Raw genomic sequence first — 26,889 nt, forward strand, 5'->3', positions numbered from 1 at the left:
TCGGGGTTGTCCGCGCCCCGGGTGGTCGTATGGACGGCAGGAGTTCCTGACTCACCCGTTCCGTCGTGCCTGGTACGGGCTCACAGTGGCGGGACCGCGCCGGAATCTCACCGGGCTTCCTCCCCGGGGTCCTGGGACCCCATGCCGATCTGCATCCTAGATCGTGCCGCCCGCGGCCCGGGGCGGGCCGCCGGGTCGGTCTGGTCACACCCGGTGGCCGCGCCGTTCCCCGTCGGTATGCTCGCCGCCATGCCGCCCACCCCACCCACGACGCCCGGAGCGGGCGAAGCTCGCATACGGGACCGTGGCGACGCCTGCCCCGGGGCGCTGCGCCTGCACCTCGCCGAGGACGGCCGCCTGGCCCGACTCCGCCTGCCCGCCGGACGCCTGACGCCTCGTCAGGTCGAGGTGCTCGCGGCCGCCGCGGAGACCCTGGGCGACGGGCGGATCAGCATCACCTCGCGCGGCAACGCGGAGCTGCGGGGCCTCTCGGACGACTGCGGGGCGGAGCTCGCGGCGCTCCTCGCGGAGGCGGGCCTGCTGCCCTCCCCCAGCCACGAACGCGTCCGCAACATCGTCGCCTCGCCCACCGCGGGACTCGACGGACTCGGCCACGGGGACGTGCAGTTGTGGGCGCGCCGGCTGGACGCCGCACTGTGCGCCGAGCCCCGGGCGGCGGCCCTCTCGGGACGGTTCCTGTTCGTCCTGGACGACGGGCGCGGTGACGTCGCCCCGCTCGGCGGGGATGTGAGCTTGGTCGCAGGAGAGGACGGGTCCGTCCTGCTGCGGCTCGGCCCGACGGTCTTCCGGCTCGCCGCCGCCGACGCCGTCCGTGCCGCCCTCGCCGCCGCCCTCGCGTTCCTCGACGCGGCCGAGGCGGCCGGCAACGGGGCCTGGCGCCCCCAGGAACTCCCCGACGACCACGCGCCGGACTGGGCGGGCGCCCTGACGGCGGCGGGCATCACGACGGAGCCCGTGGCCGACCCCGGCCGCGAACCCGTACGCGTACCCGAGCCCGTACCCGTACCGCCCCTGCCCGCGTCCCCGCCGCCCGCCCCCGGCGTGCTCCGGAGCGGCGCGCTCTACGTCCTCGCGCCGCTCGGCCGGCTGACCGCCGCTCAGCTGCGGGCCCTGCTTCCGGCCGACGAGGTGCGGCTGACGCCGTGGCGCGGGGTGGTCGTCGTCGGCGCCGGTACGCGTACGGCTCACGACCGGCTCGCGCGCCTTGAGTCGTACGGCCTGATCACCCGGCCCGACGCCCCCGGCGCCGGTGTCACCGTCTGCACCGGGCGGCCCGGCTGCGCCAAGTCTCTCGCCGACGTACGGGCGGACGCCCTCGCCGCGCCCGCGGGGCGGCTTCCCGTGCACTTCTCCGGGTGCGCACGCGGCTGCGGGCACCCGTACGGCGACCGGATCGAGGTCCTCGCCACCGGCGACGACACCTACCTGGTGGACGGCGTCCCCGCCTCCCGTACCTCCCTGTCAGAAGCCGTCGCGGCGGCCCGCGGCCCGGCAACCCCCACGAGATGAGCGAGAGCGACACCATGTTCGACTACGAGAAGGACGGGGCGGAGATCTACCGCCGGTCCTTTGCCACGATCCGCGCCGAGGCGGATCTCGCGGGCCTGCCCGCCGACGTCGCCCAGGTGGCGGTCCGGATGATCCACGCCTGCGGCATGACCGACCTCGTGCGGGACATCGCCTACTCCCCCGGCGTGGTCGCGAGCGCCCGCGCCGCCCTCCGCGGCGGCGCGCCGATCCTCTGCGACGCCCAGATGGTCGCCAGCGGTGTCACCCGCAAGCGGCTGCCCGCCGACAACGAGGTGATCTGCACCCTCTCCGACCCGTCCGTGCCGGGCCTGGCCGCCGAGCTCGGCACCACCCGCTCCGCCGCCGCCCTCGAACTGTGGCGGGACCGCCTCGAAGGCTCCGTCGTCGCCATCGGCAACGCGCCCACCGCGCTCTTCCACCTCCTGGAGATGATCGCCAAGGGGGCGGGGAAGCCCGCCGCCGTCCTCGGCATACCGGTCGGCTTCATCGGCGCCGCCGAGTCGAAGGACGCCCTGGCCGCCCAGGACCTCGGCCTTGAACACCTCGTCGTCCGCGGCCGCCGCGGCGGCAGCGCGATGACGGCCGCCGCGATCAACGCGCTCGCCCACGAAGCGGAGATCCAGCAGTGACCGCGCCCGGCAAGCTGTACGGCGTCGGCCTCGGCCCCGGCGACCCGGACCTGATGACCGTGGCAGCCGTGAAGGCCATCGCCGCCGCCGACGTGATCGCGTACCACTCGGCCCGCCACGGCCGCTCCATCGCCCGTTCGATCGCCGCCGAGCACCTCCGCGAGGACCACATCGAGGAGCGGCTGATGTACCCGCTCACCGTGGAGACCACGGACCACCCCGGCGGCTACCGGGGCGCCCTCGACGACTTCTACGAGGAGGCCGCGGCCCGCCTCGCCGCCCATCTCGACGCAGGGCGCACGGTCGCCGTCCTCGCCGAGGGCGACCCGCTGTTCTACGGCTCGTACCAGCACATGCACAAGCGGCTCGCGGACCGCTACGACACGACCGTCATCCCCGGCGTCACCTCGGTCAGCGCCGCAGCGGCCCGCCTCGGCGAGCCGCTGTGCGAGGCGGAGGAGGTCCTCACGATCATCCCCGGCACCCTGCCGGAGGACGAGCTGACGGCCCGGCTCGCGGGCACCGACTCGGCGGTCGTGATGAAGCTCGGCCGCACCTTCCCCACCGTGAAGCGGGCCCTGGAGCGGGCCGGCCGGCTCGACGACGCCCGGTACGTGGAGCGGGCGTTCATGGCGGGCGAGCGGACGGAGCGGCTGACGGACGTCGACCCGGCGTCCGTCCCGTACTTCTCCGTCGCCGTCCTCCCCTCCCGTATCGACCAGGCCCTTCCCGTACGGGAACGGGGCGAGGTCGTCGTCGTCGGCACCGGCCCGGCCGGCGCACCCTGGCTCACCCCCGAGTCGCGCGGCGCGCTCGTCAACGCGGACGTGCTCGTCGGCTACACCACCTACCTGGACCGGGTGCCGGTCCTGCGCCCCGGGCAGATCCGGCACGGCTCCGACAACAAGGTCGAGTCCGAGCGGGCCGAGTTCGCCCTCGACCTGGCCCGGCGCGGCCACCGGGTCGCGGTCGTCTCCGGCGGCGACCCCGGCGTCTTCGCGATGGCGACGGCCGTCCTCGAGGTGGCCTGCGAACCGGCGTACGCGGACGTGCCCGTACGGGTCCTCCCCGGGGTGACCGCCGCCAACGCGGCCGCCGCCGCCGCGGGCGCCCCCCTGGGCCACGACTACGCGACGATCTCGCTCTCCGACCGGCTCAAGCCCTGGGACGTCATCGCCGCCCGGCTGCGCGCCGCCGCCGACGCCGACCTGGTCCTCGCGCTCTACAACCCGGGCTCCAAGTCCCGTACGCACCAGGTGGCCGCCGCCCGCGACCTCCTGCTCGAACTCCGGTCGCCCGAGACCCCGGTGGTCGTCGCCCGCGACGTCGGCGGCCCCGAGCAGTCGGTCCGGGTGGTGACCCTGAAGACCCTGGAGCCGTCCGAGGTCGACATGCGGACCCTGCTGCTCATCGGGTCGAGCCAGACCCGGGCGGTGGAACGGCCCGACGGCCGGACGATCACGTGGACGCCGCGGCGTTACGGGTGACGGGTGCTCAGCGGCTTCGGGTGAAGGTGCCCAGGCCCTCCTGGTCCAGGTACTCGACGCGGACGGTCTTCCCGTCCGGGGAGAACGTGACGCCGGTGGGGCCGACGGCGTTCTCGCCGCGGGTCGGGAAGCTGAACGTGTCGCCTTCGTAGTGCGTGAGCCGGTACGTCTGGGGCTCCGGCCCCAGGCGCAGGACCAGGCCGCCGCCCTCCTCGGCCACCGTGAGCCTGCCGAAGTAGTCGCTGGTGTACGTGCCGGTGTAGGCGTCGGCGGCCTTCGCGGGGGCGGCGTCGGCGGGCCGCTTCGCATAGTCCGTCTGCGACCGGTCGGCGTCCGCCTGCTGCTGGTAGACCGCGTCGACGAGCGGCACCCAGTCGCGGCTCGGCCGGCCGTCCTGCACGGTGTCGAAGAAGCCGAGGGCGACGGCGTCCGCGACGCCGACCGGCGCCCCGTTGGTGAGGACGACGATCCCGAGCCGTTCGCCCGGCAGCATCGTCACGTTGGTGTGGGCGCCGAGCGCGAACGCGCCGGTGTGCGAGAGCCGCAGCCGCCCCTCGTCGTCGTACGACACGTTCCAGCCGAGCCCGTAGAAACCGGTCCGGCCCGCCGGCGCGTGCGCGGGCGAGGCGACGCTCTCGGGGTGGTGGGTGAGGTCGAGGGCGTCCTCGGCGACGATCCGCTTTCCGCCGAGGGTGCCGTTCGCGAGCTGGAGCCGCAGCCAGGTCGACATGTCACGGGCCGAGGAGCTGACGCCGCCCGCCGGGGACTGGGCGTCCGGGTCGCGTACGGACGGCTTCCAGGTCCCGTCGGCCTCCTTCACGTGGCCGACGGCCCGGTCGGCGTTCGAGGCGAAGTCCTGGAAGCGGGAGCTGGTGTCGTTCATGCCGGCGGGCTTGTAGAGCATGTCCTCGGCGAGCTTCTCCCACGGCACGCCCTTCTCCGCGGCGACGGCCTCGGCCGCCGCCGTCAGACCGAAGTTGGTGTACGCGTAGCTCGCGCGGAACGGTGCCAGGGGCTCGTACCGCAGGTGGGACAGGATGTACTCCTGGTCGTAGCCGAGGTCCTCCAGGAGGTCGCCCGCGTGGTCGGGCAGGCCGCTGCGGTGCGAGAACAGGTCGGCGACCGTCACATGGGAGGTCACCCACGGGTCCTTCAGCCGGAACTCGGGCAGTTCGGGGGCGACGGGCTTCTGCCAGCCCTCGACGCCGACGGCCGCCGAGACGACGGTGGAGGCGATCGGCTTCGACACCGAGGCCAGCTGGAAGACGGTGTCGGCGTCGACCTTGGTGGCCTTGCCCACCTCACGTACCCCGTAGCCCTTGAGGGCGACGACCTTGTCGTCGTACACGACGGCGACGGACGCCCCGGGGAGCCCGGTGCGTTTCATCATCGCCGTGACATCGGCGTCGAGGCGGCCGACGGCCCGGTCCACGTCCGCCCGGTCGAGGACGGGCGGCGGCTGCGCCGGGGGCGGTTCGGGCGTCGGGGTGGGCGAGGGGCTCGGAGCGGCGCCCAACACCAGCGCCGCGAGCCCCGCCGTGGCAAGCCATCGGACGGTTCCCATTCCTCCATTGAACGCCGGGGGGAATCGGCTGTCGCGCGGAGGGAAACGAGTGAGGAACCGGTCCGGAACCCGTGAGGAACAGGTCCGGGAGAGCCTTCTACCGCGACCGCGCCCAGGCCGCGGCCTCCTCCGCCGTCGCCGCCACCGGCACGCCCTCCGGGACCGGCGGTCGGCGGACCACGACGACCGGGATGCCCGCCTCGCGGGCCGCCGTCAGCTTCGGGGCGGTCGCCGCGCCCCCGCTGTCCTTCGTCACGAGGACGTCGATGCGGTGGCGGCGCAGCAGCTCACGCTCCCCGTCAAGGGTGAACGGCCCCCGGTCGAGCAGGACTTCGGCGCGGGCGGGCATCGGGGGCTCCGGGGCGTCGACCGAGCGGACGAGGAACCACTGCGGGCGGTCCGCGAAGGCCGCGAGGCCCATGCGGCCGGTCGTCAGGAACACCCGGTCGCCGAGGCCGTCGAGGGCCCCGGCCGCCGCCTCGAGGGAGGGCACCTCACGCCAGTCGTCGCCCTCGACCGGGACCCAGCCGGGGCGGCGCAGCGCCAGCAGGGGAACATGGGCGGTGGCGGCCGCCCGGGCCGCGTTGAAGCTGATCCGCTCGGCGAAGGGATGCGTGGCGTCGATGACCGCGTCCACGGCGTGCCCGCCGATCCACTCCACGAGCCCCTCGACCCCGCCGAACCCGCCGATCCGGACCTCGCCGGCCGGCAGCCGGGGACTCGCCACCCGCCCGGCGAGCGAGCTGGTCACCCGCACGTCGGTGTGGAGCAGGCCCGCCAGGGCGCGGGCCTCGGTGGTCCCCCCGAGAATGAGTATGTGCACAGGAGCCTCTTCGTGACTTCAGGCGGCGGGCGTGAGGCCCAACTCAAGCACACCGGTCTCCGCCCGGGCTGGACGACGGGTGCCTGCGCGACGGCGGCGACGACGGCCGCGTACACGGCGCTCCTGACCGGCGATTTCCCGGATCCGGTGACGATCACGCTGCCGAAGGGGCAGACGCCGTCGTTCGCGCTGACGGCGGAGTCGCTCGGGTCGGGTACGGCCATGGCGGCCGTGGTCAAGGACGCGGGCGACGACCCGGACGTCACGCACGGGGCGGTGATCCGGGCGACGGTACGGCTCCTGCCGGCGGGCTCGGGCGTGGTCTTCCGGGCGGGCGAGGGCGTCGGCACGGTCACCCTGCCGGGGCTGCCGCTCGACGTGGGCGAGCCGGCGATCAACCCGGTGCCGAGGCAGCTGATGCGCGAGCACGTCGCCGAGGTCGCGGCCCGGCACGGCGGCGGCGGGGACGTCGAGATCACCGTCTCCGTCGACAACGGCGCCGAGATCGCCCGCTCCACCTGGAACCCCCGGATCGGGATCCTGGGCGGCCTGTCGATCCTGGGGACGACGGGGGTCGTCGTCCCGTACTCGTGCTCGGCGTGGATCGACTCCATCCGCCGGGGCGTGGACGTGGCCCGCGCGGGCGGTCTCACGCATGTCGCGGGGTGTACGGGTTCCACATCCGAGCGCACGGTCGGCGGGCTCTACGACCTGCCGGAGATCGCGCTCCTCGACATGGGCGACTTCGCGGGCGCGGTCCTCAAGTACATCCGCCGCCACCCGGTCGACCGCCTCACGATCTGCGGCGGCTTCGCGAAGCTGTCGAAGCTGGCGGCGGGCCATCTGGACCTCCACTCGGCCCGCTCGCAGGTCGACAAGGCGTTCCTCGCGGACCTGGCGCGCACGGGAGGCGCCTCGGAGGCCCTGGCGGCGGAGATCACCACCGCGAACACGGGCCTCGCCGCCCTCCGCCTCTGCGAGGCCGCCGGAGTCCCCCTCGGCGACCTGGTAGCAGCCCGCGCCCGAGACGAGTCCCTGGCGGTCCTGCGGGGCGCGCCGGTGTCGGTGGACGTCATCTGCATCGACCGGGCGGGGGCGGTGGTGGGGCGGTCGGCGGTGGCGGGACCGGGGGCCCGGGCCTAAGCCGGCAGCTTCACTCCCATGACCGGGTAGCCGGTTTCCGCGATGGTCTCGGCCAGGTCGGCGAGCTCCACGTCCGGGTTGAGGGCGGCGACGATCTCGGGCGTGAGGGGGCGCAGGGCGAGGACGTGACGTACGGCTTCCAGGTCGAGCGAGGTCTCGTAGTAGTCCGTCGCCCACTCCGCGTACGCCTCCGCCGAGCGGTCGAGGAGCAGCTCGAAGAGGGTGTCGGAGCCGTCCGGCTCGCCGTCGCCCTCGGCGGGGAAGTCGATCGTGCCCGTCCGCCAGACCGGATCGGTCGTCTCACGCCAGAGGCACGCGGTGACGGCCGGCGACTCGCCCTGCTCCTCCTCCGGGACGTACGGCCGGAAGACCTCCGGCACGCCGTCGAGGACGCCCGGCCACACCTCCGGGACGTCCATGCGGGCCCAGGGGCTCATCGGCGCCTCGTGGGCGAAGCCGTGGACGAGGGCTCCCGCCGGGGAGAAGACGATCGTGTACTCGTCCCCCTGCCCGTCCCGCATCAGCGCCACCTCCTTCGCGAAGGAGTAGTACCGGTCCCCCCACTCGGGGCACACGATCGCCTCCACCATCGCAAGGCCCCGGCAGTGGTCCCGCAGTTCCTCGATGCCCGGCAGCGCCCGGGCCACGTCGTAGACGGTCACGGGCCCATTCAAGACCGTGCCACCGACATGCGGCCCTCCCTCCCCGAACCTAGGCTTGCGAGGGCACACCCCGCGAGCGAGAGGGAGTCCCATGGCGAAGCGAGGCAACAAGCGTCGGGCGCGGAAGAAGAAGAGCGCCAACCACGGCAAGCGGCCGAACGCGTAGGCCGTAGTAGGACGTGCGACGCGGCGGGGCCCCGGGAACGGATCGACTCCCGGGGCCCCGCCGCGTTCCGCTCTCGGGCCGCTCAGCAGACGTGCCGGTCCCGCGCCGGGTCGTACAGGTGGCTGTCCCGGAACTCCGACGCCGCGAGCGTGCGGCCGACGAGGATCACGGCCGTCTTCGTGATGCCCGCCGCCTTCGTCTGGGCCGCGATGTCGTCGAGCGTGCCCCGCAGCACGAGCTCGTCGGGCCGACTGGCCATCGCCACCACCGCGGCCGGGCAGTCGGCGCCGTAGTGGGGGACGAGTTCGGCGACGAGCCGGTCGACGTAGCGCGCGGCCAGGTGGAGGACGAGCAGCGCGCCGCTGCGGCCCAGGGTCGCGAGGTCCTCGCCCTCCGGCATGGGCGTGGCCTGCTGCGCGATCCGGGTGAGGATCACCGTCTGGCCGACCGTCGGGACGGTCAGTTCCCGCTTCAGCGCGGCCGCCGCCGCCGCGAACGCCGGGACGCCGGGCACGACCTCGTACGGGATGCCGAGCGCGTCGAGCCGCCGCATCTGCTCCGCCATCGCGCTGAAGACGGACGGGTCTCCGGAGTGGAGACGCGCCACGTCCTGGCCCGCCTCGTGGGCGGCGGCGATCTCGGCGACGATCCGGTCCAGGTCGAGGTTCGCCGTGTCGACCAGGCGCGTGTCCGGCCCGCACTCGGCGAGGAGTTCCGTCGGGACGAGCGAACCGGCGTACAGGCAGACCCCGCAGGCCGCGAGCGTCCGCGCCCCGCGCAGGGTGATCAGGTCGGCCGCGCCCGGGCCCGCGCCGATGAAGTAGACGGTCATGCTCGTTCTCCTGCTCTGGTGACGGACCACTGCGTGACCGGCATCGCCTGGCGCCAGCCGGTGAAGCCGCCGACGGGGACGGCGGTGGCGACGGCGAGCCGCACCAGTTCGCCGCCGTGGCGGCGGTGGCGCTCGGCGAGCAGCGCCTCGGACTCGAGGGTCACGGTGTTGGCGACGAGCCGGCCGCCGGCGGGGAGCGCGTCCCAGCAGGCGTCGAGGAGGCCGGGGGCGGTGAGGCCGCCGCCGATGAAGACCGCGTCGGGCGTGGGCAGGCCGGCCAGGGCCTCGGGGGCGGGTCCCGTGACCACGCGGAGCCCCGGCACCCCGAGGGCGTCGGCGTTGCGTCCGATGCGGGCGGCCCGCTCCGGGGACTTCTCGACCGTGATCGCCCGGCAGGAGCGGTGGGTCCGCATCCATTCGACGCCGATGGAGCCGGAGCCGCCGCCGATGTCCCAGAGGAGTTCGCCGGGGGCGGGGGCGAGGGCGGCGAGCGTGGCGGCGCGCACGTACCGCTTGGTGAGCTGCCCGTCGTGCTCGTACGCCTCGTCCGGCAGTCCGGGTACGGCGCCGAGTCGCAGGGCGTCCGGGTCGCGTACGCAGTCGAGGGCGAGGACGTGGAGGGCGTCGGTCCGCTCGAAGGGCCAGTCGGCGGCGGTCGCGTCGAGGATCCGCTCGCGGTCGCCGCCGAGCTGTTCGAGGACGCGGACGCGGGTGCCGCCCCAGCCGGTCGCGCGGAGGTACGCGGCGACGTCGGCGGGTGTCCCGGGGCCCTCGCCGAGGACGAGGAGCCGGCGCCCGGGGTGGAGTGCGGCGGCGAGGGCGGCGAGGGGCCGGGCGACGAGGGAGACGGTCTCCGTGCTCTCCAGGGGCCAGCCGAGGCGGGCGCAGGCGTACGAGACGGAGGACGGGTGCGGGTGGACGCGGAGGCGGTCGGCGCCGACGGTCTCGGCGAGGGTGCGGCCGATGCCGTAGAAGGACGGGTCGCCGCTGGCGAGGACGGCGATCGTCCGGCCCTGGTGGGCGGCGAGCAGTCCGGGGACGGCGGGGCGGAGCGGCGACGGCCAGGTGATCCGCTCGCCGGGGCAGGCCTCGCCGGGGAGCAGGTCGAGCTGGCGGGGGCCGCCGATGAGGACGTCGGCGGCGCCGAGGACCCGGCGGGAGGTCTCGGGGAGCCCGTCCCAGCCGTCCGCGCCGATTCCGACGACCGCTATCGCACCGTTCACGTCGGCGACTTTACGTGAGGCCGACGGGAGGCCCGCAGGAGGTCCGCGGGAGGCCCGCGGGAGGTCTCCGGGGGCCCGCGGGAGGTCCGGAATACGTCAGGGGGTCGCACCGTTGGACGTGATGGTTTAAGATTCAACCATCAGGCCCCGGGAAGCAGGCGGGGCGACAGGAACGCGAGAGGTGAGCACGATGCAGTTCGGGATCTTCACCGTCGGCGACGTGACGACCGACCCCACCACCGGCCGCACCCCCACCGAGCACGAGCGGATCAAGAACACCGTCGCCATCGCGCTCAAGGCCGAGGAGGTCGGGCTCGACGTCTTCGCGACCGGCGAGCACCACAACCCGCCGTTCGTCCCCTCCTCCCCCACCACCCTCCTCGGGCACATCGCCGCCCGCACCGAGAACCTGATCCTCTCCACCTCCACGACCCTCATCACCACCAACGACCCGGTGAAGATCGCCGAGGACTACGCGACCCTCCAGCACCTCGCCGACGGCCGCGTGGACCTGATGATGGGCCGGGGCAACACCGGCCCGGTCTACCCGTGGTTCGGGCAGGACATCCGGCAGGGCATCCCGCTCGCCATCGAGCACTACGCGCTCCTCCACAAGCTGTGGAGGGAGGACGTCGTCGACTGGGAGGGCAAGTTCCGCAGCGCCCTCCAGGGCTTCACCTCCACCCCGCGCCCGCTCGACGGCGTCCCGCCCTTCGTCTGGCACGGCTCCATCCGCTCCCCGGAGATCGCGGAGCAGGCCGCCTACTACGGCGACGGCTTCTTCGCGAACCACATCTTCTGGCCCAAGCAGCACACCGAGAAGATGGTCCGCCTCTACCGCCAGCGGTACGCCCACTACGGCCACGGCACCCCCGAGCAGGCGATCGTCGGCCTCGGCGGCCAGGTGTTCATGCGCAAGAACTCGCAGGACGCCGTACGGGACTTCCGCCCGTACTTCGACAACGCACCCGTCTACGGCCACGGTCCCAGCCTTGAGGAGTTCTCCCGGGAGACCCCGCTGACCGTCGGCTCGCCGCAGGAGGTCATCGAGCGCACCCTGTCCTTCCGCGACTACGTGGGCGACTACCAGCGGCAGCTGTTCCTCGTCGACCACGCGGGCCTGCCCCTCAAGACGGTCCTCGAACAGCTCGACCTCCTCGGCGAGGAGGTCGTCCCGGTCCTGCGCAAGGAGTTCGCGAACCTCCGCCCCGCCGGCGTACCGGACACCGCCCCGCTCCACCCCGCCGTCACCCGTACCGGCACGACCCAGGAGGCATGACGCCATGCAGACGCTGAAGCTGGTCGCGGTCTCCGCCGGGCTCAGCTCCCCCTCCTCCACCCGGCTGCTCACCGACCGGCTCGTCCAGGCCGCCCGGTACCGGCTCGCCGAGCAGGAGTACGCGGTCGACGTCCAGGTCGTCGAACTGCGGGACCTGGCCGTCGACATCGCGAAGAACCTCGTCACCGGCTTCCCCTCGGAGAAGCTGGAGGACGCGATCGACGCGGTGACGGGCGCCGACGGGGTCATCGCCGTGACCCCGGTGTTCACGGCCTCGTACAGCGGTCTGTTCAAGTCGTTCTTCGACCTGATCGACCCGGCCGCGCTGACCGGCACCCCGGTCCTCGTCGGGGCGACGGGCGGCACCGCCCGCCACTCCCTCGTCCTGGACCACGCCCTGCGTCCGCTCTTCGCCTACCTGCGGGCCCTCGTCGCGCCGACCGCCGTCTACGCGGCCTCGGAGGACTGGGGCTCGGGCGGGGACGCATACACGGATGGATTGCCGTCCCGGATCAACCGGGCGGGACGCGAGTTCGCGGACATGGTCGCGGCCCGTCCGCGCGGGCGGGCCGACGAGGACGAGATCATCCCGTTCGAACGCCAACTGGCCGACCTGCGCCTCGACTGACCGGATCGACGGTCGCTTCTCCAGGACACGCCGTGCGCCCGGACGCCGCCGGGCGCATGATGCCCTCATGGACATCAAGCTGGAACTGATCGGCGTGCCCGTCACCGACATCGACCGGGCCAAGGCCTTCTACGAGCGGGTGGGGTTCCACGCCGACCACGACGTCCCGGTCAGCGACGACATCCGCTTCGTGCAGATGACCCCGCCCGGCTCGGCCTGCTCGATCGCCTTCGGCAAGGGCATCACGGAGATGGCCCCCGGCTCCCTCGACAACATGCAGGTCGTCGTCACCGACATCGAGGAGGCCCACCGCGAACTCACCGCCCGGGGCGTCGAGGTCACCGAGATCGACGACCAGCCATGGGGGTCGTTCGTCTACTTCGCCGACCCGGACGGCAACCGCTGGGCGGTCCAGCAGACGACTCCGCGAGGCCGGTGACTACTTGCGGTTGTAGAGCCTCATCGTCACCGCGCCGAAGACGACGATCAGCAACGCCGACCAGCCGAGCGTCCAGGCGATGTCCGCCGCCGGCCAGTTTCCGGCCATCAACTCGCGTACGGCCGTCGCCAGATGGGTCACCGGGCTGTTGTTGACGAAGGCCTGGAGCCAGCCCGGCATGGTCCTCGGGTCGACGAAGACGTTGGACAGGAACGTCAGCGGGAAGATCACCATCATGCTGACGCCCATGACGGACTTCTCGCTGCGCAGCATCAGCCCGAACATGGTCCAGATCCACGAGAACGCGAACGAGAACACGATCAGCAGCGCGACGCCGAGCAGGACACCGACCACCCCGCCGTCCGGCCGGTACCCGATGATCATGCCGACCGTCAGCATCACGGCCGAGGCGATCAGATAGCGCACGACATCGCCGAGGAGATAGCCGACCATCGGCGCCGGCCGCCAGATCGGCAGCGTGCGGAAGCGGTCGAAGACACCCTTCTCGATGTCGGTGTTGACCGAGATCCCCGTGTACATCGTGATCATCACGACGCTCATCACGAGAATGCCCGGCAGCAGGAACTGGATGTACTCCGAGACCGAGCCGGCCAGCGCGCCCCCGAAGAGGTACGTGTACATCAGCACCATCATGATCGGGAACGCCGTCACGTCGAACAGCTGCTCCGGCACGTGCTTGATCTTGAGCATGGCCCGCCAGCCGAAGGTCAGCGAGGCGGAGAGCGCGCTGGGACGCGGCGGGCGTGACTGTCCGACGAGGAGCGCGGCCAGTTCCTCCGCCCGTGGGGCCTCGAACTCGAGGGCGTCGGCCGTCTGCGTGTCCTTGCTGGTCGAGACGGTGGTCATGCCCCCGCTCCCTTCCTGTCCGTCCTGTCCGCCCTGTCCGTCAGTGCCAGGAACACCTCGTCGAGGCTGGGCTGGCCGAGCGCGAAGTTGTCGACGGTGATCCCGGCCCGCGCCAGCTCCGCCAGGGCCCGCGCGGCCTGTTCGGCGGCGCCGAGGTCCGTGCCGTGGCCGTTGACGGTGGCGGTGAGCGCGACCGGGTCCGGTTCGAGCGTGACGGCCGCCTTGAGGGCGCCCTGGAGGACCCGCTCGGCCTCCGGTCGCTGCTCGGGGTCCCGGAGCCGTACGTGCACGGAGCCCGAGCCGACGGAGGCCTTCAGTTCGCCCTTGGTGCCCTCCGCGATGACCTTCCCGTGGTCGATGACGGCGATACGGGAGGCCAGCTGGTCCGCCTCGTCCAGGTACTGGGTGGTCAGCAGGACGGTGGTGCCCTGGGCGACCACGGCCCGGACGATGTCCCAGACCTGGTTGCGGCTGCGCGGGTCGAGGCCGGTCGTCGGCTCGTCGAGGAAGAGCAGGTCGGGGGTGTTGAGGATGGACGCGGCGATGTCGATACGGCGCCGCATGCCGCCCGAGTAGTTCTTGACCTGCCGGTCGGCGGCGTCGGCCAGCCCGAACGCGGCGAGCAGCTGCGCGGAGCGCTCGCGGGCGGCGGCCCTGGTGTGGCCGAGCAGCCGGCCGAGCAGGACCAGGTTCTCGGTGCCGGTCAGGTCCTCGTCGACGGAGGCGTACTGGCCGGTGAGGCTGACCCGGCCGCGTACGGTGTCGGCGTCCTTGACGACGTCCTTGCCGAAGACGCGGGCCGAGCCGCCGTCGGGGCGGAGCAGGGTGGCGAGCATCTTGACGGCGGTGGTCTTGCCCGCGCCGTTGGGCCCGAGGACGCCGTAGACGGTCCCGGCGGGGACGCGCAGGTCGATGCCGTCGACAGCGCGGTTCGTGCCGAAGACCTTGACCAGGCCCTCGGTCTCGATGGCGAGGTCGGTCATGCCGTTTCCCCTCCGGGGTCGGGGTCCGGGAGCACACTCCTGCCAGTCTCCGTCACCCGTGCGCGGATCGCCAGAGCGGCGTGAACGGGAGGGGGCCACCGGAGAGGGAGCCGCCGGACGGGGAGCCGCCGGAGAGGGAGCCGCCGGAGAGGGTCGCCCGAGGGCGGACCCGCCCTCCCCCGCCCGGCGGAGACGGACCGGCCGCCGGGGCGACGCCCGGGGCCGGGGCCCGGCGGGAGGCTGGCCGCATGATGAGAATCAACGCCCTCCCCGACGTACCCCGCTGGGCCGCCCTCGCCGCCCACGCCGTCCCGCTGGTCACCCTGCCGTCCGGCCTGTGGCGTCTCGCGCTCGTCGCCGGTCTCCCCGTCACGCACGACGCCGAACTCGGCGTGCTGAGCGCCGGCGAGACCGTGTACATCATCTCCCTGAGCGTGGTCTCCGAGCTGCTCGCCCTCCTCACCCTGGGGCTCGTCCGCTCCTGGGGCGAGGTCTTCCCGCGGTGGATGCCGTTCCTCGGCGGCCGCCGGGTGAACCCGGCCGCCGCGACGGGCGCGGCCCTCGCCGGGGTGGCGGGGCTGTGCGCCATCGCGGCCTGGGGCGTGTACGCCTCGTACGCGGGCCTCGGCCCGGGCGTCCCGGCCACGCCGGCCCAGGACGCCCTGCTCATCGCCTGCTACGCACCGCTCGCCGCCTGGCCGGTACTGCTCGCCGCCGTGGCGGTCGCCTACTACCGGCGGCGGCGCCACGCCGAGGGGCGCGGGGGCCGTGGGCGCCGTCAGTACGGCGCGGGACGGCCGGCCGCGTCCTCGTGGGTGTAGAAGGCGTAGTACGCGGCGGCCGCGTTCACCCCGGCCGCGGCGAGGCCGAGACCGCTCGACGACAGGACGCTGGCGCCGGACAGGCTGAAGAGGAAACCGACCGCGATGCCCGTGAGCGAGCCCCAGGCGACCGCCCGCAGCTCACGGGGCAGGGCGCGGCCGTAGCGGTGGAGCGTGTGGATCCCGACGGCGAGGACCACGGCCGAGACGAGGCCGAGCCACAACTGCCCCAGGGTGGTGTCGCCCCCGTGGCGCGCCACGGTCGACGCGTAGAGGCCGTACAGGACACCGACCGTGACCGGGAAGCCCCAGCCGTGCGTGCTGAACTGGCGCCGGGCAGGTACCGCTGCGTGTGCGGCCATGGCAGGAGCTCCTTCGGTCTCGCCCCCCTGCTGCTTCCCGCACCCTCAAGGGCACACCCGAGCCCGGCGCCCCGCAAGTGGATCAGGCGTGGTCAGCCGGCCGGCCGTACGGCGACGGCGTCGATCTCGAAGAGCATCCCGGGCAGGGCGAGCGCCGCGACCCCGCTGAGGGTCTGGGCGGGCAGCCGCTCGCCGAAGTGGGCGTGCAGGGCCTTGCCGAGGACCTCCAGCTTGGCCAGGTCGTGCTCGACGACGTACGACCCGAGGCGCACGACGTTCTCCAGGCCCAGACCGACGCCTTCCAGGGCGTGCCGCAGGTTCGTCAGGGACAGCTCGACCTGCGCGGCGAAGTCGCCGGGGACGGGGGCGCCGGTGGCGTCGGAGGCGTACTGGCCGCCGATGAAGACGAGTTCGCCGGGCGCGGAGACGGCGTGGCTGTAGCCGAAGGGGGTGGGGTCGTGGAGGGTGCCGGGGTTGGTGATGACCCGCTGGTCGGCGGGGGCGGGGGAGGTGGTGGAAGTGCTCTGCGCGGTCATGGCTGATCGTTCCTTCCGGGGTGTACGGAGAGGGTGGCCGGCGTCGGCGGGCGGCCGGGTCGGCGGGGTCAAGCCTGGGCGAACCAGTGGCGGAGCCGGTCCGGTGCGGTCGGCGCCTGGAGTTCGGCCCGTTCCCGGACGTCGTCCAGGGTCTGGGCCATGAGCTCCCGCCGCCAGGCCAGTTCGGCCCGCCCCATGGCTCCGGCGATGGCGCACTCGGCGGCGTACGACCCCGGGGGCCCCGCCCCGGGCCCCTGCTGCCGGATCTCGGTGCAGCGGAAGGCCTCGTCGGGGCCTTCGACGGCGGCGACGACATCCATCAGCGTGATCCGGTCCAGGGCGCGCGCGAGCCGGAATCCGCCCTTGGGCCCGGAGACCGAGGCGACGATCCCGGCGCGGGCGAGCGCCTGGAGCTGCTTGTTGAGGTAGGCGGGGGGCAGCTCGTGGTAGGCCGCGAGTCGTGCGGCGGTGACCGCCCGCTCGGGCCCGATCCAGGCCAGGTTCAGGCAGCTGTGCAGCGCCCACTCCACGCCGTCGCTCATCTTCACAATCCTGGACTCTACATATCCAGAATAGCCACGGCAACGGGAAACCTTCCGACCGGCAACGCTCCGACCGGAAGCCCTCCCCCCCGGCCGCCCGCTCAGACCCCTTCCCCCGCGAGCGCCGCCAGCCGGGCGAGCGCCTCGTCGAGGACGGCGTGCGACGGGGAGGCGAGGCCGACCCTGATCGCGTCAGGAGCCGTCCCCGCCCCCACCGCGAAGGCGCCGCCCGGCGTGACCGCCACGCCCGCGCGTGCGGCGGCGGCCGCCGTGAAGGTCTCGGCCCGCCAGGGCTCGGGCAGCTCCCACCAGCAGTAGTACGCGTACGGGGAGGCCCGGAGGGCGTGCCCGGCGAGCCGCCGCAGGACCAGGGCGTGCCGGGCCGCCGCGTCCGCCCGCTTCGCCGCGACCGCCTCGGCGACCGTGCCGTCCCCGGCCCAGCGGGTGGCGGCGGCGAGCGCGAGACCGCCCACCGTCCAGGCGCCGGAGCGCAGGGCCTCCGCGACCGCCGTACGCAGCCGGGCGGGCACCACGAGGTAGCCCGCGGTCAGGCCGGGGGCGAGCCGCTTGGACAGGCTGTCGACGAGGAGGACCCGTTCGGGCGCGTGCGCGGCGAGCGGGGCGGGCGCGTCGGGTACGAGGAAGGCCCAGGTGGTGTCCTCGACGGCGGTGAGGTCCAAGGCCCGCAGCAGCTCGGCCAGTTCGGCCCGGCGGCCCTCCCCCGCGGTCGAGGAGAGCGGGTTGTGCAGGGTCGGCTGGAGGTAGACGGCGGCGAGCGGCGCCGTCCGGTGGGCCGCCGCGAGCGCCTCGGGCCGTACCCCTTCGGCGTCGAGGGCGAGCGGTACGAGCCGGATGCCGAGCCGTTCGGCCACCGCCTTGACCAGCGGGTACGTGAGCGCCTCGACGCCCAGGCGGCCGCCGGGCGGGACGAGCGCGGCGAGGGCGGCGGCGATGGCCTGGCGGCCGTTCCCGGCGAAGAGCACGCTCGCGGGGTCCGGCGCCCAGCCGGGCCGGGCGAGGACGGCCGCCGCCGCGTCGCGGGCCTCCGGGGTGCCGGTGGCGGCGGCGGGCCGGGAGACGGCCTCGGCCAGGACGTCGGGCCGGCCGAGGGCCGCGAGAGCGCGCGCCATCAGCTCCGACTGGCCTTCGAAGGAGGGGTAGTTGAGCTGGAGGTCGACGGGGGCGGAGCCGGTCGCCTCGGTGAGCGCGGGCCCCGGCAGCGGGGGCGCGGCGCGGACGAAGGTGCCGCGTCCGACCTCCCCGACGACCAGGCCGCGGCGGGCGAGTTCCCCGTACACCCGGATCGCCGTCGAGTTCGCGATCCCGTGGCGGCGCGCGAAGACCCGCTGCGGCGGCAGCCGGTCACCGGGGCGCAGCCGCCCGCCGCGTACGGCCGCCTCGACGCGGTCCGCGATCCTGCGGTACTCCTCCACGTCCACCCCTCCCGTACAGCACCGAGCGAGCGCTGTTTCCGGCACCGAGCACTATTGCACCGAGAGCAAAGATCTTATTGCACCGAGCAGTTGCGGCTGCCTAGCCTGCGGACATGCCCGTCTCCACGACAGTCCACGCCGAGACCTTCTACGAGGACCGCGGCGCGGGACCCGCCCTCCTCCTCGTCCACGGCCACCCCTTCGACCACACCATGTGGCAGCCGCAGATCGAACGTTTCTCCCGTACGCACCGGGTCATTACCCCGGACCTGCGCGGCTACGGCGCCACCCCGCTGGGCGCGCACCCCCACTCCACCGACCTGGGTGTCTTCGCGGAGGACCTCGTCGCCCTCCTCGACGACCTGGGGATCGACGACTGCGTCCTCGCCGGCCTCTCCATGGGCGGCCAGATCGCCATGGAGCTCTACCGCCGCCACCCCGGGCGGATCCGGGGCCTCGTCCTCGCCGACACCTTCCCCGCCGCCGAGACCGACGAGGGCAAGGCAGCCCGGAACGCCATGGCCGACCGGCTCCTGCGGGAGGGCATGCGCGGATACGCCGACGAGGTACTGGACCGGATGGTCGCCCCGTACAACACCCACGCCGCACCCCACGTCCACCGCATGATGTGCGCCACCGACCCCGTCGCCGCGGCCGCCGCCCTGCGCGGCCGGGCCGAGCGCCCCGACTACCGGGAGACGCTCACCGCCGTGCCGTTCCCCGCGCTCGTCGTCGTCGGCAGGGACGACACGTACACCCCGGTCGCGGACGCGGAGGACATGTGCGCGCTCCTCCCCCACGCCACGCTCGCCGTCATCGAACGGGCCGCGCACCTGCCCAACCTGGAGCGGCCCGAGGAGTTCGACGCCGTACTGGCGGACTACCTCCGCTCACTCGTACGGACCAGCTGAAAGTTCGCAACCGTACGAACGCTCCGACGATGGGTCCATGAGCCAGAACACGGCACCACACCGCAAGCCGCACTCCTCCACCTCCTCCGGCGCCTGGGCGGCCGGCGGCACGCTCTTCGCGGGCGTCCTGATGCTGGTCACCGGCTTCATGGACGTCCTCCAGGGCATCGCCGGCATCGCCGAGGACGACGTCTACACCCGCGTCGGCGACTACGTCTTCAAGTTCAACCTCACCGCCTGGGGCTGGATCCACCTCATCCTCGGCGTCATCCTCGTCATCGCCGGCTACGGCATCCTCAAGGGCGCCGAGTGGGGCCGCGTCGCCGGCATCGCGCTCGCCTCCCTCAACGTGCTCCTCCACTTCCTCTTCCTGCCGTACCAGCCGTGGTGGTCGCTCTTCTCCATGGCCGTCTCGATCTTCGTGATCTGGGCGCTGGCCACGGACGAGGGTTACGGCCGCGACGCGAGGCTCTGAGGAACGGCCGGCATGAGACGCACCACGACCACGGCCATGGCGAGGACCCTCGCCCGCTCCCGCACCACGGCCCGGACCCGGACCCTCACCCTCACTCTCGCCGCCACCACGGCTCTCACCCTCACCGGGTGCGACGCCGCCAAGGACGCGGCGGGCGACGTCTTCTCCTCGGCGACGGCGGCCGTCGCCTCCGCCGCCGAGGACCGGATGAACGAGGTCAAGGACGGCGTGAACGCCACCGGCGACGTCACCGCGGCGCCGACGACGACCGACGGCGACCGCACGATCGCCGAGATCACCGCCACCAACCCGAAGGACAAGAACGCCGACTATACGATCATGGTCACCTTCCGCGACGGCGACGGGAACTTCCTCGACTCGGTCGTCCTGAACATCGACGGAGTCGAACCCGGCAAGCCCAAAACCGGTACGGCACGCAGCAATCGGACGCTCTCGGGCGATACGAAGGCGGAGATCGCACAGGCCCTGCGACACTGACGGTGTGGACCGAGTCCTGACCGCAGAGCCCGTGCGCAGCAGCCCCCAGCCGACCCCCGAGCCGCCCCTGCGGCCCAGGCACCGCGTCACGGCCTGGGCCGCGGGGCTGCTCCTGGCGGTACCGGCGCTGGTCGCGGCCTGCCGCGCCCTGGACACGGACGCGACGGCCCCCGTCCCCCAACTCCTCTCCTTCCTGCCCTGGTTGACCGTGCCCGCGGGCCTCGCGCTGCTCCTCGCCGCGGTGATCGGGCGCCGGGTGCTGACCTTCGCGGCGGTCCTCGTGCTCGTCGCCACCGCCTGGAGCTCCGTGCCGTACATGCCGCAGGCGGTCATCTCGTACGGGCTGCCGCTGGCGCGGGTGAAGGTCGTCGCGGCGAACGTCGAATTCAGCCAGGGGACGTCGGCGTTGAGCCGGGTCGTCGCACGGGAGGACCCCCAGCTCGTCTTCGTGACGGAATGCAACCGCTCGTGCCGGGACACCCTCACGAAGGCCTTCGCCGCACGGCTCCCCCACCACGCCTCCGTCGAGGGCGAGGGATCGGTCGGTTCGATCCTGCTCAGCTCGTACCCGCTGAGCGACCGGCGGACGATCCCGGGGTCCATGGGGATGCCGGGCGCGACGGCGGAGATCGCGGGGGTGCGGGTACGGCTCCAGCTGGTGCACCCGGTGCCGCCGCTGCCGGACCGGACGCAGCTGTGGAAGCGGGAGCTGGCCGCCATCGAGGAGTACGCCGCGACCGCGGCCGCGACCGCGACCGCCTCCTCTGAGGGCCTGGCCCCGGCCCTGATCGCGGGCGACTTCAACGCCTCCCAGGACCACGCGGCCTTCCGCGCGATCCTCGACGCGGGCGGCCTCCAGGACGCGTCGCGGCGGGCGGACCAGAGCCGTACCCCGACCTGGCCCATGGAGGGCCCGCTGCCGCCGTTCGTGCAGATCGACCACGTCCTCGTCAGGGACTTCAGCGTCCGCGAGGTCCGCTTCCTCGACCTGGCGGGCTCCGACCACCGGGCGGTCCTCGCGGATCTCGACCTGCGCGGCCCGCGCTGATCGGCCACGCTGGAAGACATGGACAACGAGGAGATCCTGGACGACATCGGTGCCCTCGTCGAGGAGGAACGCGCCCTCCGGCAGCGGACCGGCGGCCTCCTCCCGGAGGAACGCGCCCGCCTGGCCGACCTGGAGGTCCGCCTGGACCAGTGCTGGGACCTGCTGCGCCAGCGCCGCGCGAAGGCAGAGTTCGGCGAGGACCCGGACACGGCCACCCTCCGCCCGGCCACGGAGGTCGAGTCCTACCGCAACTGACCCGCCTCCCGACGACGGCGACGACCGGCGGCGGCGGAGCCCTGCCCGAGACCGTCCACGGAGCACCGCCCGAGACCGTCTAGGAGCACCCCAGTACCGTCCCCACCCACTCCTCCGAGAGCGGCATGTCCTGCGGCCGCCCGTTCACCAGCCAGCCGCCGTCCCACTCGACGCACCAGACGTCCCCCCGGTGGTTCTCGACCTCCACGAAACTGCCCGGAGCGCCTTCGAGGAGCGCCAGCTCCAGCAGCAGCACGTCCTGCGTGGCGAACCCGCGGGAGGCGCCGGTGCTGCCGCCGCGGGTCCGCGTGTTCTCGTACCGCATGCGCAGGTACGGGACCGGCGACCGGGTCAGGACGGTCGGTCGCAGCATGCGCTTGACCCGCATGACCGCCACCTCCGGGCTCTCGTCCCCGCGGAACTCGCACTGGTACGCCGGGAAGACCCCCGAGACGACCTCGTTCAGCTCCTCGTTCCGCCCGACGTGGTACCCGTGCACGGCCGGTGACGTCGCCGCGACGGCATCGAACCGGTAGTCCCCGTACGAGAACCCGGGAAGGACGGTGAGCGGTCGGGACTCCGGACCGCGGCCGAGCTGATGCTCCCGTGCGAACGCCAGAACGGCCCTGGTCAGGCCTTCGTCGTGCACATCGATCGAGTTCATCTGGTAGGCCCAGCGCCCGTCGTGGTCCATCGCGAGGGAGAACACGAACCGGGACATCGGCGACCACCGCCAGGCCATGGCCAGTCCCGGCACGTCCTGAGCGGTCCCGATCGCCGCCACGGCTTCCTCGATGTCCACGCCCCTCATCCTTCCCGCTTCCCGAGCCGGCATCGACGTTCCCGGCCCCTGACCCGCGAGCAGGCTGGTGACGTTCCCCACCGGCCGCCGGACAGACCGCCGGACCATGACCCCGCACACGGCCCCCGGCGGAGGCGTGCGCCCCCCAGGGCCGCGCCCCGCCCGTGATCGGCGTGACCCGGGCGGCGACGACGTACGTTGGTGACCATGGCTCGACCCGCAGGAACCGCCGTCCGGCTCTCCCCGCCCGCCTGGCTCACCGCCGGGCTCAAGCCCGCGCCCGCGCCGATCCCCTGGGCCGCCGCGCTCCGGGCCGCCGTCGCCCTCGCCGCGCCGCTCGCCGTGGGGCTGGCCGCCGGGCAGCCGGCGTACGGGGCGCTCGTGTCGATGGGCGCGCTGTCCGGGGTCATCGGCGACACCGCCGACGCCTACCGGATGCGGGTCTTCAACATCGCCGTGCCGCAGCTGTTCGGCGCGGTCGGTGTCACCCTCGGGACGCTCGTCTTCGGGCACGGCTGGCTCGCGGTCGCCGCGCTGACGCTCGTCGCGCTCGTCTCCGGGATGATCTCGTCGATCGGCGCGGTCGCCTCCGTGTCCGGGCTCCTCCTGCTCCTCAACGCCGTCGTCGGCGCCGGACTCCCCATGCCCGACCCCTGGTGGAAGGCGCCCCTCCTCCTCACCCTCGGCGGCCTGTTCGTCCTCGTCCTCACCCTCCTCGGCTGGCCGCTGCGCCGCACCGCCCCCGAGCGGGCCGCCGTCGCCGCGACCTACCGGGCCGTCGCCGACCTGTACGAGGCCACCGGCACCAGCTCGTACGACGAGAAGCGGCACGCCGTCACCGCCTCCCTCAACCAGGCCTACGACCTCGTCCTGGCCCGCCGCGCCCGCCAGCACGGCCGCGCACCCGTCCTCGTGCGGTTGCTCGCCCAGCTGAACGTCGTCATCCCGCTGGCCGAGGCCGCGCCCGCCGCCCATCTGCGCGCCCAGCTGTACGGGCCGCTCGACGCCACGATCCCGGTGACGGTGCGGCAGCTCGCCGACGCCGTCGAGGAGCGCCGCAAGCCCGGCGGCCACGGCTCGGGGGCGCCCGTACTCGAACTTCCGACCGCCGTACGGCCCGCCGAGAAGGCCGTCGACCACGCCCTGCGGCACGCGGCCGCCGTCGTCCACGAGGCCGACCCCGACCCGCACAACGTGGACGACCGGCTCGGCAGGCCCGCCGCGCTCCGGGTCCGCGCCCGCCGGGCCACCCGCTCCGTACTGCTCTCCGGGGCGTCCTGGCGGTACGGGCTGCGCCTCGCGCTCTGCATCGGCCTCGCGCAGGCACTGGTGTCGCTGATCGCCGTGCCCCGCTCGTACTGGGTCGCGCTCACCGTCACCTTCGTCCTCAAGCCGGACTTCGGCTCGGTCTTCTCCCGGGCCGTGCTCCGCGCCTTCGGCACCGCCCTCGGACTCCTCCTCGCCGCCCTCGTCCTCGCCGAGGTGCCGCGCGGCTGGTGGGACGTCCCCGTGATGTGCGCCCTCGCCGCCCTGATCCCCGTCTTCTCCGCGAAGGGGTACGCCTTCCAGACCGCGGCCATCACCCCGGTGATCCTGCTGCTCTCCGACACCCTCAACCAGCAGGGTTTCGGCCTGATCCTGCCCCGCCTGTACGACTCGCTCATCGGCTGCGGCATCGCGCTGATCGCCGGCTACCTCCTCTGGCCCGAGTCCTGGCACACCCGGATCGGGGACCGGCTCGCGGACGCCGTCGCCGACACCGCCGCGTACGTGACCTGCGCGTTCAGGGGGAACGGAGACGAGCAGGGTGCGCGTGTGCGGGCCCGGCGTAAGCTCTACCGGGACCTGTCGACCGTCCGCTCCGAGTTCCAGCGCGCCCTGACCGAGCCCCCGCCCACCGGCCCACGGGCCGCCGCCTGGTGGCCGCTCGTCGTCGCCGTCGAGCGGATCGTGGACGCTACGACGGCCGCCCGGATCCGCGTCGACCACGGCGCCCCAGGACCCGACCCGGACGAGGTCACGGCCGTGGAGCGGGAGCTGCGCGAACTCGCGGACGGACTGAGGGAGTCGGACACCCTCGTGGAAGTCCGCACCGACCTCGTCGGCGACGAGAACGGAGTCCTCGAACCCCTCCGCCAGGAGGTCCGCGCGGCCCGCGCCATCGCCGGTCCCGACCTGCGGTAAACCCTTTCCCGGGGGCGTACGGGAGGACTTACCGGCGGTCACCGAACGGAACCCTCCGCACCGCCGTTACCGGAATCCACCCGGGCGACTACGATGCGCTCGAAATCACCGTGATCCGCGCCCCCGGCCGTCGGCAACCGGCCCGGCGGACGGGCCACTTCGCCCTGCCTCACCCCCGCGCCCCGAGGACCCCGCCATGCGCACCACCACGAACAGAGGGCTCCAGCCCAATGTCCTCGGCACCTTCGACACGATCGTGATGGCCGTCGCCGGCAGCGCCCCCGCCTACTCGCTGGCCGCGACCACCGCCGTGCTCTTCGGCGCCGTCGGCTTCGCGGGCCCGGCGGCGCTGCTGTACTGCGCGATACCCATGTTCGGCATCGTCCTCGCGTACGCCCGGCTCGGCCGGATCGACGTCAACGCGGGGGCGGGCTACTCCTGGGTGGGCCGCACCCTGCACCCCTTCCTCGGCTTCCTCTCCGGCTGGGCACTCGTCTTCGCCGCGACCGTGTTCATGGTGGCGGGCTCGCTGCCCGCGGGCTCCCTCACGCTCTCCCTGATCGACCCGGACCTCGCCGACAACACCCCGCTCGCCACCGCCGTCGGCGCCGGCTGGTTCCTGATGATGCTGCTCGTGGTCCTGGGCGGCGCCCGGCTCACCGTACGAGCCCAACTGATCATGTCCGGCGTCGAGATGCTGATCCTGATCGGCTTCGTCCTCGCGGCCGTCGCCCACCGGGGGCAGGCCACCGCCTTCGACTGGTCCTGGTTCGGCCTCGGCCAGTTCGAGGGCCCGCAGGGCTTCGCCGCGGGCGCCCTCATCGCCGCGTTCTACTACTGGGGCTGGGACGTCACCAGCAACCTCAGCGAGGAGACCCGTAACAGCCGCCGCACCGCAGGGCTCGCCGCGCTCGTCGGCGTCGGGTTCGTCTTCGTCCTCTTCGAAGCCTTCACCGTCGCCGTGAACGTCCTGCTGACCGCCGACGAGATCCGTACCGCGGGACCCAACGTCCTCGCCGTCCTCGGCCAGGAGATCTGGCCGGGCATCGGCGGCAAACTCCTCGTCGTGGCCGTCGTCCTGTCGACCGTCGCCACCCTGGAGACCACACTCCTCCAGGTCACCCGCTCGCTCTTCGCGATGGGCCGCGACCGGACCCTGCCCGCCGCGCTCGGCACCGTGCACCGCCGCTGGAACACCCCCTGGGTCGCCATCGCCGCCGTCGGCGGCGCCGCCCTCCTGATGTTCGCCGCGGCGGCGGCCGCCGGATCCGTCCAGCAGATCCTCAGCGACGCGGTCTCCGCGATCGGCCTCCAGATCGCGTTCTACTACGGCCTCGCGGGCATCGCCGCGGTCGTCGCGTACAAGTCGGTCCTCTTCCGCTCCGTACGGAACCTGGTCCTCGGCGGCCTCTGGCCGCTGCTCGGCTCCGCGTTCATGCTCTGGGCCTTCGTCGAATCGCTCGGCGAACTCTCCACGACGGCCCTCACCATCGGCCTCGGCGGCCTGCTCGTCGGTGTCGTACCCCTGCTCGTGTACTGGCGGAAGGGCAGCGACTACTACCGCCCGGCCCGCCTGGACGCGGCCCGCGCGATGGCCGCGGCGGAGGACTGGGGCCCGGCCACGCACGCGCGTACCGGAACCAGGGACAAGAGCTACGCGACGGACTTCTGAGCGACCCGGAAGTCCTCAGTGCACGCACCCCCGTCCCCGGAGACCGAAGGAGGCCCCCCGATGGCCGTACGCCGTCGTTCCACGCGCTCGGCGCGTGCGGAGCGTTTCGTGCCCGACTTCGACCCGGACTTCGGGGACCGCGCGCTGACCGAGGCGCGCCACGACATCGTCATCGGCCGCTGGCAGGGCGTACGGGACCTGCTCGCCGCCACGGGCGACCACTGGGCCCGCCGCACCCACCGGCTGCGGCTCCTCTCGCACGCCGCCGCCGGCAGCTCCACCGTGGAGACCTGGCGGGCCGCCGAACCGGGCAACCCCGACGCGGCCGTCCTCCGTGCGGCGACCGAGGTGGTACGGGTATTCGACGCGGCCATCGCGGCCGGCCGGGGCGCCGCCGTGGAACGGGGCCGGATCGACGCCGCCGTCGACGCCTGCCGGAGCGCGGCGGACGCGGCGCCCGCCGACCCCATGCCGTGGGTGGCGCTGCTCTCGGTGGCGAGGCTGTACGAGGGCGGGGTGCCGCGCCGGGAACTGCGGCACTGGTTCGACGAGCTGCGGCGCCGGGACCCGTACAACACGGAGGGGCACATCCAGGTGCTCCGCTACTGGTCGGCGCGGTGGCACGGCACGCACGGCAGCATGTACGACTTCGCCCGCGACGCGGCGGGCGTGGCGCCGCCCGGCTCGCCGCTGCCGGTCCTGGTGCAGGTGGCGCGGGTCGAGGAGTACCGGTACATCGCGGACGGCGCGCTCGGCCGCGGCCCGGTGCGGGGCTTCGACCAGCACTGGAAGCACGAGCTCGCGGTCACGGAACTGCGGCGCACGCACGCGCGGTGGATCGGCGGCCGGGACCCGGGGACGCCGGTGGCACCGGAGGAGGTCGGGGACCTCAACTTCCTCGCGCACGCCGCCTGCTACGCGGGCCAGGTGGAGATCGCGCGGGAACTGCTCGGGATGCTGGGCAGGCGGGCGGCGTGGGTGCCGTGGGCGTACACGGGGGAGCCGGAGGAGCAGTTCGTACGGTTCAGGGAGGGCCTGGGGGTGGAGTGAGGGCCTGGGGGTGGAGTGAGGCGC

Annotated in this window: 29 protein-coding genes and 1 riboswitch; of the genes, 17 read left to right on the forward strand and 12 right to left on the reverse strand. The window is 73.6% G+C overall.

Annotation, left to right across the window (positions count from 1 at the left end; all coding sequences use genetic code 11):
- Nucleotides 1-21: 21 nt before the first annotated feature.
- Nucleotides 22-161: riboswitch (cobalamin riboswitch) on the reverse strand.
- Nucleotides 162-249: 88 nt separating this feature from the next.
- Genes ABT034_RS03260 through ABT034_RS03270 form a run of 3 tightly spaced genes read left to right on the forward strand, consistent with a single transcriptional unit; the run spans nucleotide 250 to nucleotide 3,667 of the window.
- Entirely contained in the window at nucleotides 250-1,530 is a 1,281-nt protein-coding gene (locus tag ABT034_RS03260; RefSeq protein WP_351210707.1) for a ferredoxin-like domain-containing protein, read from the forward strand.
- Complete coding sequence (locus tag ABT034_RS03265) at nucleotides 1,527-2,180, forward strand: precorrin-8X methylmutase (protein ID WP_351210709.1); 654 nt, start codon at nucleotides 1,527-1,529, stop codon at nucleotides 2,178-2,180. The genes ABT034_RS03260 and ABT034_RS03265 overlap by 4 nt, the downstream gene beginning before the upstream one ends.
- On the forward strand, nucleotides 2,177-3,667 hold the full coding sequence (locus ABT034_RS03270) for a precorrin-2 C(20)-methyltransferase (RefSeq protein ID WP_351210711.1): 1,491 nt from the start codon (nucleotides 2,177-2,179) through the stop codon (nucleotides 3,665-3,667). The genes ABT034_RS03265 and ABT034_RS03270 overlap by 4 nt, the downstream gene beginning before the upstream one ends.
- A gap of 7 nt (nucleotides 3,668-3,674) precedes the next feature.
- Here ABT034_RS03270 and ABT034_RS03275 read toward each other — a convergent pair whose 3' ends face one another.
- Together ABT034_RS03275 and ABT034_RS03280 are read right to left on the reverse strand one after the other, a co-directional pair.
- Nucleotides 3,675-5,231, reverse strand: coding sequence for a serine hydrolase (locus tag ABT034_RS03275; RefSeq protein ID WP_351210713.1), 1,557 nt, complete (start codon nucleotides 5,229-5,231; stop codon nucleotides 3,675-3,677).
- 97 nt (nucleotides 5,232-5,328) lie between these two features.
- Nucleotides 5,329-6,054 (reverse strand): cobalt-precorrin-6A reductase, encoded by a 726-nt coding sequence (locus ABT034_RS03280; protein ID WP_351210715.1) that lies wholly within the window; start codon nucleotides 6,052-6,054, stop codon nucleotides 5,329-5,331.
- A gap of 12 nt (nucleotides 6,055-6,066) precedes the next feature.
- Here ABT034_RS03280 and ABT034_RS03285 point away from each other — a divergent pair, with 12 nt between their 5' ends.
- A complete protein-coding gene (locus tag ABT034_RS03285; protein WP_351210717.1) occupies nucleotides 6,067-7,197 on the forward strand; it encodes a cobalt-precorrin-5B (C(1))-methyltransferase in 1,131 nt (376 codons plus the stop codon).
- Here the strand turns inward: ABT034_RS03285 and ABT034_RS03290 are convergent.
- The gene (locus ABT034_RS03290; RefSeq protein ID WP_351210719.1) at nucleotides 7,194-7,859 is read right to left on the reverse strand and encodes a hypothetical protein; all 666 of its coding nucleotides are present in this window, start codon (nucleotides 7,857-7,859) and stop codon (nucleotides 7,194-7,196) included. The two genes, ABT034_RS03285 and ABT034_RS03290, sit on opposite strands and share 4 nt — an antisense overlap.
- Before the next feature lie 91 nt (nucleotides 7,860-7,950).
- Here ABT034_RS03290 and ABT034_RS35285 point away from each other — a divergent pair, with 91 nt between their 5' ends.
- Nucleotides 7,951-8,025, forward strand: coding sequence for a 50S ribosomal protein bL37 (locus ABT034_RS35285; RefSeq protein WP_383431233.1), 75 nt, complete (start codon nucleotides 7,951-7,953; stop codon nucleotides 8,023-8,025).
- 82 nt (nucleotides 8,026-8,107) lie between these two features.
- On the opposite strand, the gene cobM is transcribed toward ABT034_RS35285, so the two are convergent.
- A complete protein-coding gene (cobM, locus tag ABT034_RS03295) occupies nucleotides 8,108-8,857 on the reverse strand; it encodes a precorrin-4 C(11)-methyltransferase (protein WP_351210721.1) in 750 nt (249 codons plus the stop codon).
- Nucleotides 8,854-10,080 (reverse strand): precorrin-6y C5,15-methyltransferase (decarboxylating) subunit CbiE, encoded by a 1,227-nt coding sequence (gene cbiE / locus ABT034_RS03300; protein WP_351210723.1) that lies wholly within the window; start codon nucleotides 10,078-10,080, stop codon nucleotides 8,854-8,856. Before cbiE ends, cobM begins: the two co-directional genes overlap by 4 nt.
- Before the next feature lie 190 nt (nucleotides 10,081-10,270).
- On the opposite strand from cbiE, the gene ABT034_RS03305 reads away from it, so the two are divergent.
- The 3 genes from ABT034_RS03305 to ABT034_RS03315 all read left to right on the forward strand — a co-directional run bounded on the left by ABT034_RS03305 (nucleotide 10,271) and on the right by ABT034_RS03315 (nucleotide 12,426).
- A complete protein-coding gene (locus ABT034_RS03305; RefSeq protein ID WP_351211382.1) occupies nucleotides 10,271-11,359 on the forward strand; it encodes an LLM class flavin-dependent oxidoreductase in 1,089 nt (362 codons plus the stop codon).
- Between the two features lie 4 nt (nucleotides 11,360-11,363).
- Complete coding sequence (locus ABT034_RS03310; protein ID WP_351210725.1) at nucleotides 11,364-11,987, forward strand: FMN reductase; 624 nt, start codon at nucleotides 11,364-11,366, stop codon at nucleotides 11,985-11,987.
- A 67-nt stretch (nucleotides 11,988-12,054) separates the two neighbouring features.
- On the forward strand, nucleotides 12,055-12,426 hold the full coding sequence (locus ABT034_RS03315) for a VOC family protein (RefSeq protein ID WP_351210727.1): 372 nt from the start codon (nucleotides 12,055-12,057) through the stop codon (nucleotides 12,424-12,426).
- On the opposite strand, the gene ABT034_RS03320 is transcribed toward ABT034_RS03315, so the two are convergent.
- Together ABT034_RS03320 and ABT034_RS03325 are read right to left on the reverse strand one after the other, a co-directional pair.
- The gene (locus ABT034_RS03320) at nucleotides 12,427-13,293 is read right to left on the reverse strand and encodes an ABC transporter permease (protein WP_351210729.1); all 867 of its coding nucleotides are present in this window, start codon (nucleotides 13,291-13,293) and stop codon (nucleotides 12,427-12,429) included.
- The gene (locus ABT034_RS03325; protein WP_351210731.1) at nucleotides 13,290-14,276 is read right to left on the reverse strand and encodes an ATP-binding cassette domain-containing protein; all 987 of its coding nucleotides are present in this window, start codon (nucleotides 14,274-14,276) and stop codon (nucleotides 13,290-13,292) included. The genes ABT034_RS03320 and ABT034_RS03325 overlap by 4 nt, the downstream gene beginning before the upstream one ends.
- 248 nt (nucleotides 14,277-14,524) lie before the next feature.
- Here ABT034_RS03325 and ABT034_RS03330 point away from each other — a divergent pair, with 248 nt between their 5' ends.
- Nucleotides 14,525-15,097, forward strand: coding sequence for a hypothetical protein (locus ABT034_RS03330; RefSeq protein WP_351210733.1), 573 nt, complete (start codon nucleotides 14,525-14,527; stop codon nucleotides 15,095-15,097).
- Here ABT034_RS03330 and ABT034_RS03335 read toward each other — a convergent pair.
- The 4 genes from ABT034_RS03335 to ABT034_RS03350 form a co-directional block, all read right to left on the reverse strand.
- Nucleotides 15,055-15,459 carry a hypothetical protein gene (locus tag ABT034_RS03335; RefSeq protein WP_351210735.1) on the reverse strand — a complete coding sequence of 135 codons (405 nt, stop codon included), beginning with the start codon at nucleotides 15,457-15,459 and terminating at the stop codon, nucleotides 15,055-15,057. The two genes, ABT034_RS03330 and ABT034_RS03335, sit on opposite strands and share 43 nt — an antisense overlap.
- A gap of 92 nt (nucleotides 15,460-15,551) precedes the next feature.
- The gene (locus ABT034_RS03340) at nucleotides 15,552-15,995 is read right to left on the reverse strand and encodes a RidA family protein (RefSeq protein ID WP_351210737.1); all 444 of its coding nucleotides are present in this window, start codon (nucleotides 15,993-15,995) and stop codon (nucleotides 15,552-15,554) included.
- Between the two features lie 68 nt (nucleotides 15,996-16,063).
- Nucleotides 16,064-16,537 (reverse strand): RrF2 family transcriptional regulator, encoded by a 474-nt coding sequence (locus ABT034_RS03345; RefSeq protein WP_351210739.1) that lies wholly within the window; start codon nucleotides 16,535-16,537, stop codon nucleotides 16,064-16,066.
- Between the two features lie 101 nt (nucleotides 16,538-16,638).
- Complete coding sequence (locus ABT034_RS03350) at nucleotides 16,639-17,970, reverse strand: aminotransferase-like domain-containing protein (RefSeq protein ID WP_351211384.1); 1,332 nt, start codon at nucleotides 17,968-17,970, stop codon at nucleotides 16,639-16,641.
- 113 nt (nucleotides 17,971-18,083) lie between these two features.
- Between ABT034_RS03350 and ABT034_RS03355 the strand changes: the two genes are divergently transcribed.
- The 5 genes from ABT034_RS03355 to ABT034_RS03375 are packed head-to-tail and all read left to right on the forward strand — an operon-like array spanning nucleotide 18,084 to nucleotide 21,157.
- Entirely contained in the window at nucleotides 18,084-18,881 is a 798-nt protein-coding gene (locus ABT034_RS03355; protein ID WP_351210741.1) for an alpha/beta fold hydrolase, read from the forward strand.
- Nucleotides 18,882-18,918: 37 nt separating this feature from the next.
- Complete coding sequence (locus tag ABT034_RS03360) at nucleotides 18,919-19,356, forward strand: DUF7144 family membrane protein (protein WP_351210743.1); 438 nt, start codon at nucleotides 18,919-18,921, stop codon at nucleotides 19,354-19,356.
- A 12-nt stretch (nucleotides 19,357-19,368) separates the two neighbouring features.
- Nucleotides 19,369-19,854: a hypothetical protein gene (locus tag ABT034_RS03365; protein WP_351210745.1), complete on the forward strand. Its 486-nt coding sequence runs from the start codon at nucleotides 19,369-19,371 to the stop codon at nucleotides 19,852-19,854.
- 4 nt (nucleotides 19,855-19,858) lie between these two features.
- A complete protein-coding gene (locus ABT034_RS03370; RefSeq protein WP_351210747.1) occupies nucleotides 19,859-20,902 on the forward strand; it encodes an endonuclease/exonuclease/phosphatase family protein in 1,044 nt (347 codons plus the stop codon).
- An 18-nt stretch (nucleotides 20,903-20,920) separates the two neighbouring features.
- Complete coding sequence (locus ABT034_RS03375) at nucleotides 20,921-21,157, forward strand: DUF2630 family protein (RefSeq protein WP_351210749.1); 237 nt, start codon at nucleotides 20,921-20,923, stop codon at nucleotides 21,155-21,157.
- Nucleotides 21,158-21,236: 79 nt separating this feature from the next.
- Here the strand turns inward: ABT034_RS03375 and ABT034_RS03380 are convergent, their stop codons facing one another.
- Nucleotides 21,237-21,959 (reverse strand): hypothetical protein, encoded by a 723-nt coding sequence (locus tag ABT034_RS03380; protein WP_351210751.1) that lies wholly within the window; start codon nucleotides 21,957-21,959, stop codon nucleotides 21,237-21,239.
- Nucleotides 21,960-22,166: 207 nt separating this feature from the next.
- Between ABT034_RS03380 and ABT034_RS03385 the strand changes: the two genes are divergently transcribed.
- The 3 genes from ABT034_RS03385 to ABT034_RS03395 all read left to right on the forward strand — a co-directional run bounded on the left by ABT034_RS03385 (nucleotide 22,167) and on the right by ABT034_RS03395 (nucleotide 26,865).
- A complete protein-coding gene (locus ABT034_RS03385) occupies nucleotides 22,167-24,143 on the forward strand; it encodes an FUSC family protein (RefSeq protein WP_351210753.1) in 1,977 nt (658 codons plus the stop codon).
- 196 nt (nucleotides 24,144-24,339) lie between these two features.
- Nucleotides 24,340-25,815 (forward strand): APC family permease, encoded by a 1,476-nt coding sequence (locus ABT034_RS03390; protein ID WP_351210755.1) that lies wholly within the window; start codon nucleotides 24,340-24,342, stop codon nucleotides 25,813-25,815.
- Nucleotides 25,816-25,875: 60 nt separating this feature from the next.
- Nucleotides 25,876-26,865, forward strand: a complete 990-nt coding sequence (locus ABT034_RS03395; protein WP_351210757.1) for a hypothetical protein — start codon at nucleotides 25,876-25,878, stop codon at nucleotides 26,863-26,865.
- The last annotated feature ends 24 nt before the right edge of the window (nucleotides 26,866-26,889 follow it).

The organism is Streptomyces sp. NPDC002773 (assembly GCF_040295605.1).
Taxonomy (GTDB): Bacteria; Actinomycetota; Actinomycetes; order Streptomycetales; family Streptomycetaceae; genus Streptomyces.